Below are 21,463 nucleotides of genomic sequence, written 5' to 3'. Positions count from 1 at the left end.
TGGGGTTGTATGGGCGGGTGTTTGCGGTGGTGCGGGGGTTGGTGTTTTTGGCTGCGGGTGGGACTTTTGAATAAGCCTCTATAGCTGGTTGGGCTTTACCCAAGATAAGCTTAACGATGTTGTTCTTACACCCTCCTATGTGGCAACTCTGCTTGCCAGGCTAGCTCGAGTAAATAAAGATTCCTATGTTTGGGATTTCGCTACTGGCTCAGCAGGTCTGCTTGTTGCGGCTATGAACGAGATGCTGGCTGATGCCCACGATTCTATTTCTTCACCGGATGAACTTCAGCAAAAGATTCTGGCCATCAAAGCTGAACAGCTTTTGGGGTTGGAGATTCTTCAGAACATCTATATGCTGGCTATCCTCAACATGATTATGATGGGTGATGGTAGCTCTCGTATTCTGAATGAAGACTCCCTTCATTTCTCTGGGGAACTAAAAATTGGCGAGCAAAATCAGAAATTCCCTGCTACTGCCTTTATCCTCAACCCTCCCTATTCTGCTGAGGGTAATGGTATGGTCTTTGTTCAGAAGGCTCTGTCTATGATGTCTACTGGTTATGCGGCCATTATTATTCAGAGTTCTGCCGGTTCTGGAAAGGCCTCAGTTTATAACCGACAGATTCTTACCAAGAATACCTTGCTAGCTAGTATTAAGATGCCTATCGACCTTTTCATCGGTAAGTCTAGCGTTCAGACTCATATTTATGTTTTTAAGGTGGGGGAAGCCCACCAGGCAGATGATACGGTCCGCTTTATCGACTTCTCTCATGATGGCTATACCAGAGCAAATCGAAAGAAGTCCAAGAGCAGCGTTAACCTGCGGGATACTGACCATGCTAAGGCCCGCTACCAAGAAGTGGTGGACCTAGTGCGCTACGGTGCACGGAAGCGCAGCTTGATTGCTGAGCAGGACTTCTACGAGGGAACCGTTGACCCTGCTGCTGGAGATGACTGGAACCAAAGTGCCCCGGTTGATATTAAACCCACTTTGGAAGACCTCAAGAAAACTGTGAGTGACTACCTGGCCTGGGAAGTCTCAAATATTTTGCAGGGCCGAAAACTGGAGGATGACCGCCTGGGAAAATAAATGCCTCACTCAGCAAGAAACTGGAAAACGTTGAGTGGGGAGAATTTGCTATTGGTGATTTATTTGATGTCCAAGCGTCAAAGAAGCGTTTTAACGCAAATAAAGTGAAATTGCTTAATAAATCTGGTTATCCATATGTTGTAAGAACTTCACAAAATAATGGGATAAAAGGATTATTGGATGCACCTGTTGAGTTTTTAAATTCTGGCAACACTCTATCTTTCGGTCAGGATACTGCGACAGTTTATTACCAGAAAAACCCATATTTTACTGGTGATAAAATAAAGATTCTTCAGCCCAAAATTGAACTTTTCTCAAAAAAGAATGCCCAATTTTTTGTAGCTGCAATAAATCAGTCGTTTAGCTCTTTTGAGTGGGGGGTTGGTAGTTATAGTATTAAGGTAATAGAATCTCAATCCATCAAATTGCCTGTTTCGGGTAGAGAGATTGACTTTGATTTCATTGAGTCTTTCCTAGCGGAGCTAGAAGCTGCGCATCTAGCGGAGCTAGAAGCTTACTTGGAGGCTTCAGGTCTTGACAACTATATCCTAACTTCTGAAGAGGAGGCTATAGTTTCAAACTTTGACTCGCTCAACTGGAAGGAATTCTCTGTAGAAGATATTTTTGAAAAAATTTCAGTTAAAAAATTTTCGAAGAGTGATGTTCAAAAAAATAGAAGTGAAATATTTGCAACACCTGTTGTTTACTGTAAATATGGTGATAATGGAATAATGTACTGGGCCAAGAACGGTGTTGCTGAGGTCAGGGATAATATTATTTCAGTCGTCTATAACGGGGCTATTGCTGCTGGGAAGGTCTATGCTCAGAAAGAGTCGACGGGAATCCTTGCTGAGAGTTACTTTATTTCGCATAAACAAAATCCAGGAAATCATGAAATTAATTTGTTCTTAAGCGCGGCTCTGGAAAAAGTTCTTTACCCTAAGTATTCGAGAGATTTTCTGGCGACATGGAGTGGGCGCGTCCAGAAAGACATATTGATTCTTCCTAGCGGATTGGATGATGTTATTGACTACGAATCAATACTAATATTGATTTCAGCTATCAAGAAGATCATCATCAAAGACTTGGTTGAATATGCTCAGAGTAAATCAGTAGTTACCCGTCAAGTTATTCAAAATCGGTAACGGATAAATTACTGATAATCTAGAAAATGGCCCCGCCTCTCGAACAGAGGTGGGGTCGATTTTGATATTGGGTGGGGCTGTGTTTGGCTGATGTGTGCGGGGGCGTCAGGGCGTAGACAAATCACCACAAAGGATTCCCCGGCCCACGAGGCACCTGCCCCTGCTGCTGCACATAGACCCTCACCTTCTCCAAAGGAGCCCCGCCCGTTGAAGCTACAAAATACGACGGTGACCAAAAATGTTCACCCCATAAAGCCCGCTGCACTTCCTCAAACCTAGCAGCTCGCACCCGCTTAGCAGTGTTGGTCTTAATAGCCCCAATCAGGGTAGATAGAGAAACCTTGGGTGGGTATGTAATCAGCAGATGGGCGTGGTCTTGATCTGTATAGAACTCATCTACCACAACATCGAAGCGGTGGCAGACTTCCTTGGTGGTCTCTTCAATCAGAGCATGGACACGCTCGGTCATCACTTTTTTGCGGTATTTGGGGGTTAGGACAATATGAGCATGCAAATCATAGACCACATGCCTGCCGCGCCTGTAATCATCTTTATTCACAGTGGTTTTCCTTATTGTAGAGTATATAATTCTAGGTAGTATTTTACGGTAGGTTGGAGGTGAACAATGAGTAAGCGAGGATATAAAACGAGGATTTACCCAACCAGCGGGCAAGAACAAGACTTGGCGCGTGTCTTCGGCTGCGTCCGGTTCATCTTCAACCAGTACACTGCCTACCGAGCCTACGAGTACGAGAACCAGGTGCTGCAGCGTAAGACCCACTCACAATTACGCTCTATCCTGACCGTCAGTAACAAAAAGACAGCTTTCCCCTGGCTTGCACAGGCCCCGGCAGCTGCCTTGCAAGAATCCTGTGCTCAGGCAAAAGATGCCTACGCTGCAATGGTGAAAAAACGTGCCGCAGGCAAGAAAGCAAGAACCCCCAGACGCACTCGTAAAGGGGTGCAGTCGTTTCGCCTACCTGGGGCCAACTCCTTCAAAGTCAAGGTTTATGACGCCAAGCATGGGAAGTTCAAGCTCTATATCCCCAAGGTTGGCTGGGTCAAAGGCAAAGCAGGGCGCAATGTAGAGAACGCCACCAGCCTTACCATCAGCAAAGATAGCACCGGCAAATACTGGGCCTCTTTTATCCTCGAAGCCCAGCACCACACTGCCACCCCCGCCCAGGCTGCCAGTATTGACCTGGGGCTTACCCACCTTGCCACTATCACCACTACTAGCGGGCAGCGATACAAGATTGACACCCCACAGTTTTACCAGAAAAACCAGCGCAAACTTACCCGTGCTCAACGCAAGTTTGCTCGCACCAAGAAAGGCTCAAACAACCGTACAAAAGCTGCCATTGCTATAGCTAAAATCCACCAAAAAATCCGCAACCAGCGCAATGACTACCTGCATCAACTCACCTCTACTATCACCCGTGAAAACCAAACAGTGGCAGTAGAAACACTGAACATTACAGGGCTGTCGCGCACCCGGTTAGGGAAATCAATCAATAACGCTGCCTGGGCAATGCTGGTAAGCATGTTGGAATACAAACTAGCTACCGCCGGTGGAAGGCTTATCAAGATTGATAGGTTCGCCCCTACCACCCAGACCTGCTCTGTTTGCGGGGCCCCAGGTGGGAAGAAAGCCCTGAACATCAGGGTCTGGCAATGTCAGGAATGTGAAACCTGGCTTGACCGTGATTACAATGCGGCGGTTAATATCATGCTCGCGGCAGGGCTTGCCGAGAGCCTAAACGCTTGTGGAGAGGATGTAAGACGTCAGCTTGCTGGCGCTGTCCTTGTGTGAAGCAAGAACCCATCGAGAACTAGCCTGTGGTGGTGATGGCCGGTGATGAACTCGCCTGGTCGGAATCGCGGGTTAGTTGGTAGGAAGCCCCTCCCGTGAGGGAGGGGAGGAAGTCACCCGCCGAAGTTGAACATCCAGGCGATGCCGTACTTGTCGGTGAGGGAGCCGAAGGTGGCGCCCCAGGGGGCAGCGGTGAGGGGCTGGATGTTGGTTGCGCCGTCGGAGAGCTTGTCGAACCAGGGGCGGGCGGTGTCGACGTCCTCGGTGGGACCGATGATGGAGGCTTCCATGTTGGTGGTGGCCTGCGCCGGGGCTTCTGAGAGGGCAGCGCCGTCGGAGACGCGCAGGTTGAAGCCGTGCTCGGTGATGAGTTCGGCGTGCATGACCAGGTTTTCGTGCTCGGGGGCGACGGGGGCCTGGAAGTCCTTGAAAGTTGCAAGCTGGATTTCGCCGCCGAAGACCTCAGCGTAGAATTCGATGGCTTCGCGGGCGTTACCTGCGAAGGTGAAGTAAGGGTTGAACTGGATAGCCATGGGTGGCCTTTCTCTAAAAGTGATTGAGGGGTTTTAGAGTACCACGCACCGGTTAACAGAAAAGACCATCTAAATCAGAAAAACCCACCTGGTTCGTGGGTTTTTCCGAATTAGATGGTACCTAGTGTTAGGCGGCGATACGGTATATTCGGGCCTCGTAGGGGCGCAGGGTCAGCTCAGCCCCAGCAGCCTGCTCGGCGGCGTCCGCGTAGTTGGACAGCACCACCTGAGCATCCGCACCCTCCAGCACCTGGTAGGAGCGGGTCAGGACGCCGTCAGTAAAGTTAGCGACGACCAGTAGCTTCTCGCTGTCCCCGTGTCGCTCGTAGGCGTACACCTCAGAGTCTTCAGGGTCCAGGGGCGCAAAGGAAGCGTAGACCAGCAGGTCTTTGAGCTCACCGCGGCGTAGGGCTACCAGCTGCTGGTAGTAGCGCCACAGCGAATCCTCGCGGTTGACCGCTTCAGCCGCGTTGATCTCGGTGTAGTTCTCGTTGAGCCCGATCCAGGGGGTGCCGGTGGTGAAGCCGGCGCCGGCGTCCGCGCTCCACTGCACCGGGGTGCGGGCGTTATCGCGGCCCTTGGCGTAGATCAGGGCCATAGCCTCATCCGAACTCATGCGGTCGTGCTCGGTGACCATATCGGTGTAGAAGTTAATCGAATCCAGGTCCTTGTAGTCCTCGATCGAGTCGAACTGCACGTTGGTCATGCCGAACTCTTCGCCCTGATAGATGTAGGGGGTGCCCTGCATACCGTGCAGCACGGTGGCCAGCATTTTGCCGGAGAGCTCGCGGTACTCAGCCGAGTCGTTGCCGAAGCGGGAGACCACGCGGGGCTGGTCGTGGTTGTTCCAGTAGAGGGAGCCCCAGGCCTTGCCGTCCAGCTCGGTCTGCCAGGTGTTAAGAATCTGCTTCATCTCGGTCAGCTCAACCGGCTTACGGGACCACTTGCCCATGCCGGCCTCAGGGTCAGAGTCCAGGCCCATGTGCTCAAAGTGGAAGATCATGTGCAGCTCGTCGGTGGTGAAACCGGAGAACTGGACAGCTTCATCGGGGCCGGTGGCGCTCATCTCGCCCACGGTCATGCAGTCGTACTTGTCGAAGGTTTCCATGTTGAGCTCGTGCATCCACTCGTGCACCTTGGTGCCGTTAGCGATTACGAACGGAATAGACGAGGAGTGCTTCTCGGGGTCGACGCTGGGGTCATCGGGCAGGCCCTCGGGCTTGGAGATGATGTTGATGGCGTCCAGACGGAAGCCGTCGACGCCCTTATCGAGCCAGAAGGTGACCAGGTCAAAAATTTCCTGGCGGACCTTGGGGTTCTCCCAGTTGAGGTCGGGCTGCTTGCGGGAGAACATGTGCAGGTACCACTGATCGGTGGTCTTATCGTATTCCCAGGCCGGGCCGCCGAATTCGCTGCCCCAGTTGTTGGGGGGGAGGGGCTTACCGTCCTCATCGACGCCCGAAGAATCCCGCCAGATGTAGTAGTCGCGGTAGTCGTTATCGCGGGAGGCCCGGGACTTTTCGAACCACTCGTGCTCATCGGAGGAGTGGTTGACCACCAGGTCCATCAGAATCTTGATACCGAGGGAGTGGGCGGTTTCGAGCATGGTATCGAAGTCGTCCATGGTGCCGAACTCGGGCATAATAGCCCGGTAGTCGGAGATGTCGTAGCCCATGTCGTCGTTGGGGGAGGCGAAGACGGGGGAAAGCCAGATGACGTTAATTCCCAGGTCTGCCAGGTAGGGCAGGCGGGCGGTGATGCCGGGGATATCGCCGATACCGTCGCCGTTGGAGTCGTTGAAGCTGCGCGGCCAAATCTGGTAGACGACCGCTTCCTTCCACCAGGTCTTTCCTGAATTATTTGCCATGGTCTAGTCCCTTTCGTAGAGGTAAATCTTTGCTTCGTAGGGGCGCAGGGTTGCGCCTGCATCGTCGGTGTAGTTGCTGCTGAGCAGGGTACGCGCACCGCCTGGTTCGGTGAAGGTGCGGGTGAGGACGCCGTCGGTAAAGTTGGCCACGACCAGCAGGGTTTGGTGCTCGGTGGGGCCGGTGCCGTGGCGCAGGTAGGCGTAGACCTGGCCGTCTTCGGTGGCGGGTACTTCTGCTGAATCAATCAGCTCATAGACACCGTTGACCATGATGGGGTGGGCATGACGCAGTTTGATGAGGTCGCGGTAGTGGTAGAAGACCGAGTTCTCATCGGCTAGGGCTGCCTCGGCGTTGATTTCAGTGTAGCGGGGGTTAAGCTTCAGCCAGGGGGTGCCGCTGGTGAAGCCAGCCTGCTCACCGGCCGTCCACTGCATGGGGGTTCGGGCGTTATCGCGGCCGGAGGCTGAGATAAAGCGCAGCATGGTGTCGTGGTCAACCACACCGGAGCCAACCAGCTTGGCGTAGTGGTCGTGGATTTCCAGGTCGTTGTAGTCAGCCAGGTCGGTGAAGAAGACGTTGGTCATGCCCAGCTCTTCGCCCTGGTAGATGTAGGGGGTACCTGCCATGCCGTGCAGCACGGTGGCCAGCATCTTGGCGGAGAGTTCCCGGTACTTGGGTGAATCGTTGCCGAAGCGGGAGACGGCGCGGGGCTGGTCGTGGTTGTTCCAGTAGTTGGCGTTCCAGCCCTTACCAGCTAGGTCGACCTGCCACTTGGTGAGAATCCGCTTGAGGTCGCGCAGGTCGAAACGCTCATCGTTCCACTTGCCCAGGGCCGGGTTGGGGTTGGCGTCCACGCCCATGTGCTCGAACTGGAAGAGGGTCTGGAGCTCGCCTCGATCAAAGCCGGTGTAGAGCAGACCGTCGGCGGTGGTGACGCCGGGAGCCTCGCCCACGGTAATGACGGGGTAGTGGGAGAGGACTTCCCTGTTCATTTCTGCGAGGTATTCGTGCACTCGGGGGCCGTTGGCTGCCATGGTGATGGAGTCGGTGCCGCCACCGGCTGCTACCTGGGGGTCATCGGGGTAGGCCGGGTCCTTGGAGATGAGGTTGATGACGTCCATGCGGAAGCCATCGACGCCCTTATCGAGCCAGAAGCGCATGAGGTCGTAGACTTCGTTGCGGACGACCGGGTTTTCCCAGTTGAGGTCGGGCTGCTTGGTGGAGAAGAGGTGCAGGTAGAACTGTTCGGTGGCCGGTTCCCATTCCCAGACGGAGGGGGAGAAGGCGGCGACCCAGTTGTTGGGCGGGATGGGGGTGCCGTCCTCGGAGTAGCCTGCAGGGTCCTTCCAGATGTAGTAGTCGCGGTAGGGGTTGTCCTTGCTGCTCTTGGCCTGCACAAACCAGTCGTGCTCGTCAGAGGTGTGGTTGACCACCAGATCCATCATGATCTTGATACCGGCACCGTGGGCGGTTTCAAGCAGCTCATCGAAGTCAGCCATGGTACCGAACTCGTCCATGATGTCGCGGTAGTCGCTGATGTCGTAGCCGTTATCGTCGTTGGGGGACTTGTAGATGGGCGAGAGCCAGATGACGTCCACCCCGAGCTTTGCCAGGTAGGGGATTTTCTCGGTGATACCGGGCAAATCTCCGATACCGTCACCGTTGGAGTCGTTAAAAGACCGGGGGTAAATCTGGTAGACAACGGGTTCTTGCCACCACTGGGTTTCGCGTGCCATCATGTGCTCCTTTGCGGCTTGGCTAGATATCGAGGGTTAGTAATAGACCGGAATGATCTGAGATTGCAGTTTCATCGGTGTCGGGGAAGACAACCTCGTGGGTGCGGACGCGCGTGGGCCGGTCGGTGAGTACTAGGTCGATACGCAGGGCCTGGGTCAGGTTATCCCAGCCATGAATAGATTTATGCACCGTAAATTCTCCGGTGACCTGTTCAGCAACCCGGTAGGTATCGATCCAGCCACGCTCTAGCATCAGGTCATAGCCTTCACCCTGCACCTGGGCAGCATTATTAAAGTCTCCTGCCAGGATGATGGGAGCGTCCCCTGCCAGCGTGCGCATCTGGGTCTCTAACTGGGTGAACTCATCCGAGAAGAGGGGTACTCCGGCCAGCTGCCACCAGCTCATATGGGTGCTAGCAACCCAGGCACCCCCGAACTCCTCGCCCAGGTGTACCGCCACGGCAACCCGCCGGGCCACGTCCTGATCTGTATAAGCAGGAGAAAGATCAACCAGCTTGCAGCCTTCAAAAGGTTGCCTGGTCAAAAGGGCTACACCCTCGTCGTAGCGGTCAAAGCCTAAGTGGGAAACTGACCAGGCCCAGTAGTAGGGGGACCCTAGCTGCTCCAAAAACTGGTTGAGCAGCAGAGCATAGTTATCCTGACGGACGGGGCGGTCAGCACCTCCGGCAAAGCCCAGCGGGGCATCTACCATGGGAGACTTCACAAACTGGTTGACCTCCTGCAGAGCAACCACATCAACCTGCTCCCGCACAATAAACTGAGCCAACTCAAAAATCTTGGGAATCTGGTGCACCTCAAGCCAGCTGTGGGTGTTCAGAGTTAATAGTTTCATCGAGGACAAGCGTCACTTTCGCGGGTGAAGAAGGGAAACCTACGGCTACCCATCCTAGGTGCGCCGAGCCTGTCTGCCCCCAACAAACCCGGCTCCCGAGCCCCGGCACTTTTACCCGCTCCCGAAAAACGTGCCAGTTCACGGCATTAATGCCAAAGTACCCCAAATCACTCTCGCGGGCCCCCAAAGAATGGTTAGATAGGCCTAGTAATCACACGGGTGGCGCTCCGCACACACCAACGCAGCAAGCAGACGGCGAGCCCCACCTATACACGAAAGGTTCTTATCCGATGATGGAGAAGATTCAGAGGTTCGGCTCGGCCATGCTGGCCCCCGTCCTCATCTTTGCATTCGCCGGTCTTGCAGTGGGTATCGCCATTATCTGCAAGAACGAGCAGCTTCTGGGCAGCATCGCCGCAGAAGGTACCGGCTGGTACAACTTCTGGTCCGTTTGGGAATCAGGCGCATGGACCGTCTTCAACCAGATGGAACTCCTCTTTGTTCTGGGTCTTCCCATCGCTCTGGCTAAGACCGCCCAGGCCCGTGCCGTGCTCGAAGCAGGCATGATCTACCTGACCTTCAACTACTTCGTTAACTCTATCCTCAGCATCTGGGGCGACAAGTTCGGCGTCGACTTCACTGTCGACCTCTCCGAAGGAGCAGCAGGTACCGGTCTGAAGATGATCGCGGGCATCAAGACCCTCGACACCGGCATCTTCGGCGCCATCATCATCTCCGCTATCGTTGTATGGCTGCACAACCGCTACTTCAACACCAAGCTGCCCGACTTCCTCGGTATCTTCCAGGGCACCCAGTTCGTCTACGGCCTGGGCTTCTTCCTGATGATGCCTATCGCGCTCGCCTTCGTCGCTATCTGGCCCACCATCCAGACCGGCATTGGCTCCCTGCAGGGCTTCTTCATCTCATCCGGCGTCTTCGGCGTATGGCTCTACACCTTCCTTGAGCGCATCCTGATCCCCACCGGCCTACACCACTTCATCTACACCCCCTTCGTCTTCGGCCCCGCCGTTGTTCCGGACGGCATCACCAAGTACTGGGTTGCTAACCTCGAAACCTTCGCAGCATCAACCACCCCCGTCAAGGAACTCTTCCCCGGTGGCGGCTTCGCCCTGCACGGTAACTCCAAGGTCTTCGGCCCCCTCGGTATCGCAGCAGCCTTCTACACCACTGCTCGCCCCGAAAAGCGCAAGGAAACCCTGGCTCTGCTGATCCCCGTCTGCCTCAGCGCAATCCTGATCGGTATCACCGAGCCCCTCGAATTCACTTTCCTCTTCCTGGCACCCCCGCTGTTCGCAGTACACGCAGTCCTGGCCGCAACCATGTCAGCTACCATGTACGCCTTCGGCGTTGTCGGTAACATGGGCGGCGGTCTGATTGACTTCCTCTTCCAGAACTGGATCCCCATGTGGCCCAACCACTCAGGTATGGTTCTCACCCAGATTGGTATCGGTCTGTGCTTCACCCTGATCTACTTCGTCGTCTTCCGCTTCCTGATCCTCAAGTTCGACTTCAATACCCCCGGTCGCGAAGTAGACGGTGGCGAAACCAAGCTCTACACCAAGGCTGACTACAAGGAAGCCAAGAAGAACGGCACCCTGGGCGCAGAAGGTGCAGCAGCAACCGCTGTAGCATCCGACCCCTACACCCAGCGCGCAACCGACTTCCTGGCCCTGCTCGGCGGCCCCGCCAACATCACCGATGTGAATAACTGCGCCACCCGCCTGCGCGTCTCAGTAGATGACCCCTCACTGGTCGCTACCGAAGCTGACTTCAAGTCATCTGGCGCACTCGGCCTGGTCAACAAGGGCAAGGCCCTGCAAGTTATCGTCGGTATGGACGTACCCCAGGTCCGCGACAAGTTCGAAGAAATGGTCAACGCTGGTAAGTAGACACCTACTACCAATGACCTAACACAGGGCTCCTGATGTTTTAGCGCCTATACTGTATAGAATTGCAGTGAACCGCAAAACTTCAGGAGCCCTTTGTGGACTTACAGGAACTCGTCAACGCGCACCAGAACCGCCTCAGCGACACCGAGCGCGAGATACTCGCCTTCATGCTCAACAACGAGCAGTTCGTTGCCGACTCAACCATTAGCGCTCTGGCCCACAAGACCTTTACCTCAACGTCCAGCATTATCCGCCTGACGAAGAAGCTAGGCTTCTCTGGTTTTGCCGAACTGAAGTTTTTCGTGAAAAATTCTCTCTCTGACGCTGCCGCCCCTAACAGGGATTTTCTAGAAAGCGGCCGTTCCGATATTCTCAAAACCTACGAGGGGCTGACGAACGTCGATTTCGAACCGATTCTGAAAAAAATTGAATCGGCTCGTACCATCTACTGCTACGGCACCGGCTTTGCCCAGCGCACCGCGATTCAAGAGTTCTCGAAGTCTATGCTGGCCTGCGGTAAATTCACCCACGTTATCCCGGCCTCCAGCGAATTCCGCGGGAGCATCGGGGTGATGAAGCCCGATGACCTCGTCATTATTGCCTCGCTTTCGGGCGAAACTGAAAGCGCCCTACCCACCGTACGTGCCCTGGCTGCCCGCAAGATTCCCATGATTGCCATTACAGCACTGGGCGTCAACACCATCTCTGCTGCCGCAGATTTTTCGCTGCATTACGAGTCCACCCCCACCGTTACCCTCAGCGCCAAGGAACCCTACCACTCCTTTGTCGCCCTGACCGTCCTGCTGGACTACACGGTGCGCCAATATATCCAGTACATCGATACCCAAGAAAAGAATTCATGAACGCCCTGCTCTACGCCCTGCGCGACACCCAGCGCCTCCGCACCTTCCTCTTCTGGTACTGGTTAATCAGCCCCTTTATTTTCTTTTTCTACCAGTTCGCGGTATCTCGTGGAGAAAACGTCGACTTTCGCGAAATGCTCAACGAACCGGCTATCGCCCTTGCCTTCATCGTAAGCTGTATGTCGCTGATTATGGTGGGCCTACTTCGGGCTGCAGAAACCGAAAACGAAAACACCGAGCGCACCTTTGGCATGTTTGCGGTAGCCCAGCAGCTTCTCACCGGCAATATTCCCGGGTTCCTGCTGAGCTACTTCTACACCCGATCCCTCTGGGATGCTCCTCGTGAGCCCTTCGCTCCCCGTCTGCGCTGGATCATTCTTGCGGGTATGGCTCTGCTCGGTCTGCTATCTCTGCTCACCCTGCTGGCCTACGTCAACCTGGCTACAGGCTAAAGAAACCTCACAGGCCCTGTTCTTAGGAACGGGGCCTTCCTATAGGACCCGCGAACCTGTGCTACGGGCCTGAAACCTCTATGATGGTAGGGAAGTTAACACGTGCAGAAAGCTAGAGTAGATTCAGTGAACGAGCAGGTAGACCCTGAAACCGCTAACGAGCGCACTACCGGCGCCGCCCCCTGGTCCCAGGGCCATGCGCAGACCCCGCAGGAAGCCCCCGACTCTGCTGCTGATGAACAGGTAACAGCTCAGGTGCAGGCTGGCCTTGAGGCCTGGGCCGAGCAGATGGAAACCTACACCGGCCCCGATGCCATGCTGGACTTCAACCAGGTCGACTACGTGCACATCGACCTCACCGACGCCAATTCCTCGGGTGTTGCCCAGATGTTTATGGGCAGAAAGACCCGCCTCTCTACCATCTTGCGCGACAAGGCCAAACTTGAAGCCGGTATGGTGGCTGCCCGTGCCCTGCGCACCAAAATCTTTGAGCTGGCGACCGGGCACGGGCTGGACGCGGGCTACTTCGTAGCGGGTACAGCTTCCTGGCTTTCACGCGATGTGCGCGAGGACGGAATGGTGGGGGAGAAGCGCTTTATCGCCCCTATCCTGATGGCTCCTCTTGCTATCACCCCCCACCCCACCAGCGATGACTTCGAGATTCAGCTGACCGGCCCTGCCCAGCTCAACCCCGCCATGGTGCGGCAGATCAAGAAAGAGTACGGCATCGACCTGGGTACCATGGACGTTGCCCAGCTGGCTAACTCCATGCGCAAGCTAGACCCCGAACCGGTCATTGAGCGCATGCGGGCTACGACCGGAGCCGTCCCCGGCATGACGATTCGCTCTACCTATTTCATCTCGACCTTCGCAGATCTCAAGGAAAGCACCGGGGAGCTACCGGCAACCGCCCACACCCCGCTCGTCCGCGATATTGCCCAGCTCAAGCTCAACCCGCTGGAGCAGCCCTTCGTTGCCCCCATCCACAACACCCGCGAACCCCTTGATAGCCGCGACCCTGACACCGACATGCTGGTGGTGGATGCGGACGCCAGCGGGCAGGATATCGTCGACCTGGCCCACCTGGGGCACTCCCTGGCTGTGACCACCGCTCCCGGTACCGACCAGCTCGGCACCGCAGCCAACATCGCCGCGGCACTGATTCACCAGGGGAAATCTGTGCTTGTGGTAGGGGAGAAGCGTTCCACCCTCAACGATTTCAACCGCCTGCTGGAACGTACCCACCTCACCGACCTCACCTTCGATCTGCTGACCGAACGGGACTCAGAGGCCTACCGGCAGGAGTTCATCTCAGCGATTGTGCGCGATGAGAAGGCTCCCGCCCCCAACGTCACCGATATCCACCGGGAACTGGTAGAAACCCGTTCCAAGCTGCGCGGCCACACCGAATCGCTGCGGTTCACCGAATCCCGCTGGGGCTGCTCTGTCTACGATGCCCTTCAAACCCTGGCAGCGCTTACCGCCCAGGACCCGGCGCCCTCTACCCAGGTACGTCTAGCCCGCACCACCATGGACGAGCTGACCCGCCGCACAGAGACCGTCCACAAGCTCCAGCGCCTAGCTGACCTCGGCGGTTTCCGCCCCTCAACCAGGGCCTCAGCCTGGCACCGGGCTAAGCTCACCAGCCCAGAAGACACTGAAGCCGCCCACGCCCTCGTCAAGAGCCTGCGTACTTCCCTGAAAGAAGTATCAGCGGGTATGGCTCTCATGGCCGACGAAACCGGCTTGAAGCCCGCCACTACCATGGACGACTGGGGAACCCAGCTTGACCTGCTTGAGCGTATCGCTGATACCCTCACCCGCTTCAGCCCCGATATCTTCGACCGACCTGTCACCGACCTGATCGCCGCCACCGCGAGCGGAACCTGGCGACGAGAGCACGGCATCGACATGTCGAGCATCCAGCGCTCCCGCCTGCGCCGGGCCGCCAAAGAATACATCGTGCCCGGCGTCAACATCTCAGACCTGCACGAGAACCTCTTCATCGTTCAGGGCCAGCGCGAAGAATGGATTGGCCTGGCTAAGGACGAACGCGTCCCCACCATTCCTGAGAACCTCGCCGACCTGCGGGCCCGCTACACCGCCCTGCTCGAAGAATTCACGGGGCTAGCTATCGTGCTGGAAGATTCCCCGGCCGGCACCCGCTTCTCAGCCACCCCCCTCAACCAGCTCGAAGAGAGGCTTGCCGCCCTCATCGATGACGAATGGCTCCTACACACCCTGCCTGAGCGCGTCCGCCTCACCCGGGAACTGAGCGACCAGGGCTTGGGCGAACTCCTCGATGACTTTTACGAACGCCAGCTCGAAAGCGGCGCTGTAGCTGCTGAACTAGAACTTGCCTGGTGGCAGACCGCCCTTGAAATGATGCTGGCCTCTCAAGAACTTGAGATTCTGAGTGCAGACACCCTGCGCGACCTCGAAACCCGCTTTCGCCGGGCAGACTACTCGCACCTGGCGTCCGCCCCCTCCCGCCTGCATGCCCGCGTAGCCGATACCTGGCGCGCCCGCATCCACGAGTACGACCACGAAGCGGCTTTCCTGCGCAGCCAGCTCAAGAGCCATGAGTTCAACCTCCAGCAGGTGCTGACCCATGCCCCCACCATGGCCACCACCCTGCTACCCCTGTGGATTACCAGCCCCTTCGCCCTCTCAGGCAAGGTACCCACCGGCATGCGCTTTGACGCAGCAATCCTGCTCGATGCCGAATCCACCCCGCTGGCAGCTAACCTACCTGCCCTCATCCGGGCAGAGCAGGTCATAGCCCTGGGTGACCCCCACAGCGGCTTCCCCTCACCCTTCATGGTCTCTGCGGTAGCCCAGAACGCGCCGGTTATCAAGAACCAAAAACTGGTCAGCACTTTCGAGGCCCTAGCCAAGGTCCTGCCCGCACGTTCCCTCGCAACCGTTAACCGAGCCGTAGACCCCGCCCTCTTTGCCTACCTCAACGAACACTTCTACGGCGGGGCTCTCACCAGCTACCCCTGGGGCGAAGAAATTACCGACGGCACCCCGGCTCTCACCGTGGAATATGTGGACGTCACCGGGCGGGTCTCCGACAACGCCGCCCTCGACTCACCCAGCCTTGAGGTGCAGCGGGTAGCCGAAATGGTCATCAAGCACGCCTACCGCAGCCCCCAGCAGACCCTGGCCGTAGTTACCACCACAGCCCGTCACGCCCAGCGTATCGCCGAGGCCGTCCGCCAGCTACTAGCGCGCTACCCCCAATTCGCCCCCTACTTCGCAGCGGGGGACGAATCCTTCCGCGTCGTTGATGTCTCCCGCGCCGTCGATATGGAACGGGACGTCATTATTTTCGCCCTTGGCGCCGGCAAAACAGCCCAGGGGGCAGCCCACCACTTCGGGCACCTTTCCGAGCGCAGCGGCCGTGAAAGCTTCGTGCTTGCCACCACCCGCGCCCGCCACCTCACCCGCCTGGTCACCTGCGTGACCCCCGAAGACCTGGACCCCCAGCGCCTAGAATACGGGGCCTTCGATATCTACCGCCTGCTACTGGCCTACCGCCGTGAGCAAGAAGCTCGCGCCGCTCAGGAGCTGACCAAGCCCATCACCGACAAGCTACCGGTCAACGAATTCCTCACCAACGACCACCTAGAAGCCATCGACATGGGCGACTGGCTGCTCAACGACCTGGTGCGCCGCCTGGGCCAGCACAAGGTCACCCTGCACGAATCGGACGTTCCCCTAATCTCGTTGATTGCAACGAGTGAGGAAGAATCCCTACTGGCCGGAGCAGTGGCTAGTCCCCGGGCCCGCACCATGGTGCAGGACGTCGACCGTACCACCCCGGTGAGGGTACCCCTGGCTGTTGTTTCCGACGGATCAGACGCCTATGCCGCCATGAGCGTGCGCGAACGCTCCCGCCTGATTCCTGAGCTCCTGGCCCGTACCGGCTGGAACCACATGACCTGCTGGACTATCGAGGTCTTCTCAGACCCCGAAACCCTGGTCGGCCGGATTGGAAGCTACCTGGGGCTGGGGCGCAATGAGTAAGCTATCAGGCGCTGAGCCAGCAGGAACTGAAACCCCTGGCCACCGCTACAGCCCTGTACCCAAAAAACGGCGCGGCCACCGCCGGGCCACCGGCGGCTCAGCCTTCACCGGCACCGAACCCAAACTGGCAGGCCTCACCGAACCAAGTGCGTCCGCCCCGGCTACCGAGGGGGAGGACGCCCGGGCAACCTGGCTCAAAGAACAACGCCCACCCCACTACGGGCAATAAAAGAAGGGGCTGCCTACCACATACCGTGGCAGGCAGCCCCTTGAACGTCTCTAGGCTTATTTGCCCTTATCGTTGGCGTAGAAACCAGAGCCCTTGAAAACCACACCGACCTGGCCGAACTTCTTGCGCAGGGTGTCCTGGCCGCACTCGGGGCAGGTCTTGAGCGCGTCGTCCGAGAACGACTGGCGCTGCTCAAACACGTGGCCGCAGTTCTTGCACTGGTAAACGTAAACAGGCACGGATAACTCCATCAAATAGGCGATAAATCTGGGGGTTATTCTACTCTGTTCTGGCGGCTCGACCTCAATTACCCAGGCGGTGCAGGGTCTTCTCTGTCGCTACAAAGTGCAGCCGGGCGTCCCAGCTATCTGCAGGCAGGCCATCGAGAATTTCCCGCTCAAACACCACCCCCACGGTAGAGGGCTCTTGTGCCAGAGGGTCGAGCTGCTCAAAAAGCCGGTCATAGTAGCCGCCGCCCTGCCCCAGCCGCCGCCCTGCCAGATCGTAGGCAAGGGCAGGTACCAGGCGCAGGTCTGCCTGGATAAAGGCTTCAGCCCCGTGGCGCTCACCTACCGGCTCCACGATACCCAGCGCATTGATAGTGTGTTCTACCTGAGGCTGCCACTCTACCCAGGCCAGCTGACGCCGGGGGCGGACGACCGGCACCAGCACCCGGTATCCCTCAGCTACGGCCCGGGTTAGGGCCGGTAGCAGGGGAGGTTCAGTGGGAAGGGGCAGAAATGCGGCAAGGGTGCTGCCTGCAGGGAGGCCTTGCCAGAGGGGAGCTAGGGTGCGTTCAAAGCCCTGAGCCGTTTCTTGATGCGGTGGGTTGTGGGTTCGGCGTCTGCGCAGGTAGCTGCGGGCAAAGGCCTTAGCCTGGGCGGTGCTTGCTGATCTACTAGAGCTCACGGGTGCCCTCCTGAAGAAGTGTTAGCTGAATCTAGTCACAATTTACCTCTCTTTAGGGCAGCGAATGCAGACAAACTCTAAAATTTGGGTATTCTGAAAGGTATGACTGAAAATAAATCACTCTCCGTGACCAAGGCTGTGATTCCTGCCGCCGGTCTCGGCACTCGCTTCCTTCCCGCCACCAAGGCCACTCCTAAGGAGATGCTGCCCGTGGTGGACCGCCCTGCGATTCAGTACGTTGTCGAAGAAGCCATTCGCGCTGGCTTGAACGACGTTCTGATGATTACCGGCCGCAACAAGCGCGCCCTAGAGGACCACTTTGACCGTGTACCCGGTCTGGAACAGCAGCTCGCTGACCAGGGCAAGGACGCCCTGCTCAAGAGTGTTGAAGACTCCAACGACCTGGGTGAGATCCACTACGTCCGTCAGGGCGACCCCAAGGGTCTGGGCCACGCTGTACTGCGTGGCAAGGTCCACGTTGGCAATGAGCCCTTCGCGGTTTTGCTGGGTGATGACCTGATTGACGAAAAAGAAGACCTGCTCTCTGCCATGGTTGCTGTCCAGCAGAAGACCGGCGGCTCTGTCGTTGCCCTGATGGAGGTCCCCGAAGAGCAGATTTCTGCTTACGGCTGTGCCGCAGTGCAGGCTGTTGAGGGCGAGGACGGCTTCGTTAAGGTCACCGGCCTGGTCGAAAAGCCCGCTGTTGAGGATGCCCCCTCAAACCTGGCCGTCATCGGCCGCTATGTTCTTTCCCCCAAGGTCTTTGAGGTGCTGGAAAATACCGCACCGGGCCGCGGCGATGAAATCCAGCTGACCGATGCCCTGCAGACTCTGGCTCAGGGCACCGGCGAGGGCGAAGGTGTCTACGGCGTGGTCTTTAAGGGCCGCCGTTTCGACACCGGCGACAAGCTCTCCTACCTCAAGGCCAACGTTATTCTCGCTGCTGAGCGCGATGATCTGGGCCCTGAGTTGCGTACCTGGATTAAGGAATTCGCAGCCGAGCTGTAAGCCCTGATGCTACTGCTGGGCGGACGCGGGGCTAAGGGAGGCCTTGAACCGTTCGGTAGTGAGTAGCTTGGAAGCAGAAGAACTGGGTACCTTCTAGAAGGAAGGTACCCAGTTCTTGTCTCATAGCCCTGCTCTGTTTGGGGGAGCTGGGGTAGAATGAACTAGATATTTGTGTCACAGAGATAAAGAACGGGGGCAGCGATGGACTTCCTGAGTGGTTCAGGCCTTATTTTGCTGGTATGCGTGCTGGTTGGCCTTGGGCTCGTTGTGCGCCGCCGTAAGTCATATTCTGTGACCAGCATCGGGGCTGAGAAGTTCGTTGCCGATATTGTTGAGAGCCACGCCAGCGAGGCTGAGACCCGCTGTGCGCCGTCCGCCCCTCCGGCTCAGGCCACGACCGAAACTGCCCCGGCTTTTCGGCTGAAGCCCACCCGTCTGGCTGTGTTTGGGCTAGCTCTAGCCTTTGCGCTGGCCAGCCTGGTTACGGGGGTTCTGTCTCTCACCGGTGGAGCGGCCCCGCTCCTTCCCCTCCTCTTCTTGCTTGCTAGCCTGGCCTGCCTGGCTACCTTGCGGGTTTTGGCCCTGCGTGACCGCGACCGTAGGCGGGCCCGCACCGTACTGGCTGTTGAACAGCGCCAGGCCCAGCGGTGTCCTTCTGCCCCCTCAAGCACCTCTCACGCCCCCAGCCGCCAGCAGGGTCGCCCAGCAGCTACCGTCTCTACTGTCGAGCTGAAGCCTGCCCCCGAGCGTCCTGCCCGTGCCCGCCAGCAGATGCCGGTCAGCCACGCGGCTAAGGCTCTCCGCCGGGCAAAAACCCAGCATCACCCGGTGGTAGCTGCACCTGCCCCCGTTGCTGACGGCGAGGCCGCTACCCAGCAAAAGCCCGCCCGCCTACGCATGGACGAGGCCCTGCCCGACACCCGCTGGCAGGTCACCGAGGTGCCCCTGCCTACCTACCTTGAAGCAGAGACCGTGCGCAGGGAAGCTCCTGCTCCGCTTGAGACTGAAGCAGCTCCGAAGGCCCAGACCCAGACCCTGGCCGAGGCAGCAAGCCTCAACCTTGATGATGTGCTGAAGCGCCGCCGCGCCTAGGCGAAGATGAAGTTTTTTCAAAGAATAGATACCCAGCCGTAGTCTCACCCTGAGAGGCCGCGAAGCTGGGTATTCTGTTTGAGGGGCAGGACCACACCGCCCCACGATATTCTGAGGAAGGCTAACCGTATGGCTACACACCACCTGGAAATTGAGCAGAAATTTGAGCTTGCCGATGTGAACAGTGAGGTTCCCTCGGTGGAGTGGAGCTTTAAGCGGTGGAGTGTCAGTGAACCTGTGACCGAGCAGCTTGATGCCACCTACTACGACACCCCCTCGGGCAACCTGGGGCGGCATAAGGTAGCCCTGCGCCGTCGATTGGGTGGCTACGACCAGGGTTGGCACATCAAGTTCGACGCTGCGGGCCAGCGCCATGAGGTGACCTTTGACCTGCTATCTAACCGGTCCGCTATGCCCGCTGCGGTGAGGAAATTTGTGCAGGTGCCAGCCCTCGGAGAGGAGCTAGAGCCTCGGGTTTCTCTGAAAACCCAGCGGATCCGTACCGTGATCCTTGATAAAACCGGGGAACAGCTAGCTGAGATTTGCGATGACCGGGTCCAGGCCCTTGACTACGCCACCGGCCAAGAACGGGCCTGGCACGAGTGGGAGATAGAGCTGCTGGGGCAGACCGCCCAAGATCGTAAGCTCACGGAGGCGCTCTTTGCGGACGTTGCCCGTCAGCTGCAGGCTGTCGGGGCTGTGCCCTCGCAGTCGCCGGCTAAGATTGCCCGGGCCCTGGGCCAGGACGCCGAGTTTGAGGCCCGGCGAATGGGCGGCAAAGCTAAGGGGCAGGGTAAGAAAGCAGCGAAAAAGAAAAAGAAGGCTCTGGCAGTTGAATTTCCCCCGGTGCCGAGCTCTGCTGAGCTACTGACCCGGGTACTTGCCTCTCATACCCAACGGCTTGCCCAGGCTGATCTGTTAGTGGCAGCGGGAGCACCCGATGCCACCCACCAGGGGCGCATTGTTGCCCGTCAGCTGCGGAGCGTGCTGAAGTACATGGCCCTGCCCTATGCGCGCAGCGGTTTTGCTCCAGCTCTGGAAGATATGATGCAGGGGTTGAAAACCTATGCCCGCCAGCTAGAAATGCACCGTAACGGTGAGCTTGTACACCCTATGGCCCAGCAGGTCTTGCAGGCCCACCCGGTGCTGGGAGAGAGCGCAGGCGCTGCCTTCGATGCGGTCATGGAACACCAGCAGGCGGACGCAGCTGCCCAGGCCCGCCGCTACCTGGCCTCTGCTGGGAGGCTGGAACTTCAGCTGGCTCTCGAATCCTTACTGGCCGATGTGACCCTGGCTGTGGAGCTCCCCCTCAATAGTGAGAACTACGTGAATAAGGTAGCTAAGCGTTTGCGGAAGAGCCTGGTCAAGCAGGGGGATCGGGCCGTGGCTACCTGGCCAGAGCAGGCGGCTGACTTCTCCGCGGGCGCTGCTTTTGATGAGGGCCTTCATGATGTGCGTAAGGCAGCTAAGGCGGTGCGCTACTGCCTCTTTGCTGCTGCCGATGCTGGGCTTCCCCTGACCGAGCCCCAGGCTGAGCTGGTGGCGCGGGCTAAGGCTGTTCAGGCAGAGCTGGGTGAGCTGACCGATGAGCTGACGATGGGGGACTGGCTTCTGGGCCTGCGTGCGCAGGCCAACGAGCTGGGGCTTGATCCCTTCGCGGTCGGCTACCTGCTGGGCCGCTCGGAGCTGCTGGCTATGGGGCTTCGCATGACTGCCTTTGACGCCCTGCCCCGGGCCCTCAAGAAAGTAAAAGCTATCAAGCTTACCTAAATCTGCCCGTGAGCCCTACGGCTTCGTAGCTGACCTTCTTTAAAAAGCTAGAGGCACCTCAGTCGGGTGCCTCTAGCTGCATCACACACAGGAAGAAAAGTCTTCTTTGTACCGCCTAGCCAGCCCTCCCACAGGGCCTTGCGGCTATTTGGTAATAAAA

At 57.7% G+C, this 21,463-nt stretch carries 18 protein-coding genes; 11 read left to right on the top strand and 7 right to left on the bottom strand.

Annotated elements, in window-relative coordinates; translation table 11 throughout:
* Window positions 1-88 precede the first annotated feature (88 nt).
* Together ACFP6B_RS10835 and ACFP6B_RS10830 are read left to right on the top strand one after the other, a co-directional pair.
* Window positions 89-1,090, top strand: a complete 1,002-nt coding sequence (locus ACFP6B_RS10835) for an HsdM family class I SAM-dependent methyltransferase (RefSeq protein ID WP_377129899.1) — start codon at window positions 89-91, stop codon at window positions 1,088-1,090.
* Window positions 1,087-2,235 (top strand): restriction endonuclease subunit S, encoded by a 1,149-nt coding sequence (locus ACFP6B_RS10830; protein WP_377129903.1) that lies wholly within the window; start codon window positions 1,087-1,089, stop codon window positions 2,233-2,235. Before ACFP6B_RS10835 ends, ACFP6B_RS10830 begins: the two co-directional genes overlap by 4 nt.
* A gap of 121 nt (window positions 2,236-2,356) precedes the next feature.
* Here ACFP6B_RS10830 and tnpA read toward each other — a convergent pair whose 3' ends face one another.
* Window positions 2,357-2,794 carry an IS200/IS605 family transposase gene (tnpA, locus tag ACFP6B_RS10825; RefSeq protein WP_377129897.1) on the bottom strand — a complete coding sequence of 146 codons (438 nt, stop codon included), beginning with the start codon at window positions 2,792-2,794 and terminating at the stop codon, window positions 2,357-2,359.
* Window positions 2,795-2,860: 66 nt separating this feature from the next.
* Here tnpA and ACFP6B_RS10820 point away from each other — a divergent pair, with 66 nt between their 5' ends.
* Complete coding sequence (locus ACFP6B_RS10820) at window positions 2,861-4,048, top strand: RNA-guided endonuclease InsQ/TnpB family protein (RefSeq protein WP_377129895.1); 1,188 nt, start codon at window positions 2,861-2,863, stop codon at window positions 4,046-4,048.
* Window positions 4,049-4,161: 113 nt separating this feature from the next.
* Here ACFP6B_RS10820 and ACFP6B_RS10815 read toward each other — a convergent pair whose 3' ends face one another.
* The 4 genes from ACFP6B_RS10815 to ACFP6B_RS10800 all read right to left on the bottom strand — a co-directional run bounded on the left by ACFP6B_RS10815 (window position 4,162) and on the right by ACFP6B_RS10800 (window position 9,038).
* The gene (locus ACFP6B_RS10815) at window positions 4,162-4,581 is read right to left on the bottom strand and encodes a VOC family protein (protein ID WP_377129893.1); all 420 of its coding nucleotides are present in this window, start codon (window positions 4,579-4,581) and stop codon (window positions 4,162-4,164) included.
* A gap of 127 nt (window positions 4,582-4,708) precedes the next feature.
* Entirely contained in the window at window positions 4,709-6,448 is a 1,740-nt protein-coding gene (locus ACFP6B_RS10810; protein ID WP_377129891.1) for a glycoside hydrolase family 13 protein, read from the bottom strand.
* Between the two features lie 3 nt (window positions 6,449-6,451).
* A complete protein-coding gene (locus ACFP6B_RS10805; protein ID WP_377129901.1) occupies window positions 6,452-8,185 on the bottom strand; it encodes an alpha-glucosidase in 1,734 nt (577 codons plus the stop codon).
* Window positions 8,186-8,207: 22 nt separating this feature from the next.
* The gene (locus ACFP6B_RS10800) at window positions 8,208-9,038 is read right to left on the bottom strand and encodes an endonuclease/exonuclease/phosphatase family protein (protein WP_377129890.1); all 831 of its coding nucleotides are present in this window, start codon (window positions 9,036-9,038) and stop codon (window positions 8,208-8,210) included.
* Window positions 9,039-9,328: 290 nt separating this feature from the next.
* Between ACFP6B_RS10800 and ACFP6B_RS10795 the strand changes: the two genes are divergently transcribed.
* The 5 genes from ACFP6B_RS10795 (at window position 9,329) to ACFP6B_RS10775 (ending at window position 16,524) form a co-directional block, all read left to right on the top strand.
* Complete coding sequence (locus tag ACFP6B_RS10795; protein WP_377129888.1) at window positions 9,329-10,948, top strand: alpha-glucoside-specific PTS transporter subunit IIBC; 1,620 nt, start codon at window positions 9,329-9,331, stop codon at window positions 10,946-10,948.
* Between the two features lie 95 nt (window positions 10,949-11,043).
* On the top strand, window positions 11,044-11,811 hold the full coding sequence (locus ACFP6B_RS10790; RefSeq protein WP_237194640.1) for a MurR/RpiR family transcriptional regulator: 768 nt from the start codon (window positions 11,044-11,046) through the stop codon (window positions 11,809-11,811).
* Window positions 11,808-12,263: a cell shape determination protein CcmA gene (locus ACFP6B_RS10785; protein ID WP_377129886.1), complete on the top strand. Its 456-nt coding sequence runs from the start codon at window positions 11,808-11,810 to the stop codon at window positions 12,261-12,263. Before ACFP6B_RS10790 ends, ACFP6B_RS10785 begins: the two co-directional genes overlap by 4 nt.
* Before the next feature lie 126 nt (window positions 12,264-12,389).
* The gene (locus tag ACFP6B_RS10780; RefSeq protein WP_377129884.1) at window positions 12,390-16,295 is read left to right on the top strand and encodes a DEAD/DEAH box helicase; all 3,906 of its coding nucleotides are present in this window, start codon (window positions 12,390-12,392) and stop codon (window positions 16,293-16,295) included.
* Window positions 16,288-16,524 carry a hypothetical protein gene (locus ACFP6B_RS10775; RefSeq protein WP_377129882.1) on the top strand — a complete coding sequence of 79 codons (237 nt, stop codon included), beginning with the start codon at window positions 16,288-16,290 and terminating at the stop codon, window positions 16,522-16,524. The genes ACFP6B_RS10780 and ACFP6B_RS10775 overlap by 8 nt, the downstream gene beginning before the upstream one ends.
* Before the next feature lie 56 nt (window positions 16,525-16,580).
* On the opposite strand, the gene ACFP6B_RS10770 is transcribed toward ACFP6B_RS10775, so the two are convergent.
* Entirely contained in the window at window positions 16,581-16,763 is a 183-nt protein-coding gene (locus ACFP6B_RS10770; protein ID WP_377129880.1) for an FmdB family zinc ribbon protein, read from the bottom strand.
* Between the two features lie 64 nt (window positions 16,764-16,827).
* Entirely contained in the window at window positions 16,828-17,433 is a 606-nt protein-coding gene (locus ACFP6B_RS10765; RefSeq protein ID WP_377129878.1) for a 5-formyltetrahydrofolate cyclo-ligase, read from the bottom strand.
* Between the two features lie 102 nt (window positions 17,434-17,535).
* Here ACFP6B_RS10765 and galU point away from each other — a divergent pair, with 102 nt between their 5' ends.
* The 3 genes from galU to ACFP6B_RS10750 all read left to right on the top strand — a co-directional run bounded on the left by galU (window position 17,536) and on the right by ACFP6B_RS10750 (window position 21,303).
* A complete protein-coding gene (galU, locus tag ACFP6B_RS10760; protein WP_237194634.1) occupies window positions 17,536-18,441 on the top strand; it encodes a UTP--glucose-1-phosphate uridylyltransferase GalU in 906 nt (301 codons plus the stop codon).
* A 201-nt stretch (window positions 18,442-18,642) separates the two neighbouring features.
* Window positions 18,643-19,533, top strand: coding sequence for a hypothetical protein (locus ACFP6B_RS10755; protein WP_377129876.1), 891 nt, complete (start codon window positions 18,643-18,645; stop codon window positions 19,531-19,533).
* A gap of 129 nt (window positions 19,534-19,662) precedes the next feature.
* Complete coding sequence (locus tag ACFP6B_RS10750; protein WP_377129874.1) at window positions 19,663-21,303, top strand: CYTH and CHAD domain-containing protein; 1,641 nt, start codon at window positions 19,663-19,665, stop codon at window positions 21,301-21,303.
* The last annotated feature ends 160 nt before the right edge of the window (window positions 21,304-21,463 follow it).

Source organism: Rothia nasimurium, assembly GCF_042660305.1.
Taxonomy (GTDB): Bacteria; Actinomycetota; Actinomycetes; order Actinomycetales; family Micrococcaceae; genus Rothia; species Rothia nasimurium.
This window is presented reverse-complemented; position numbering and strand designations above follow the sequence as displayed.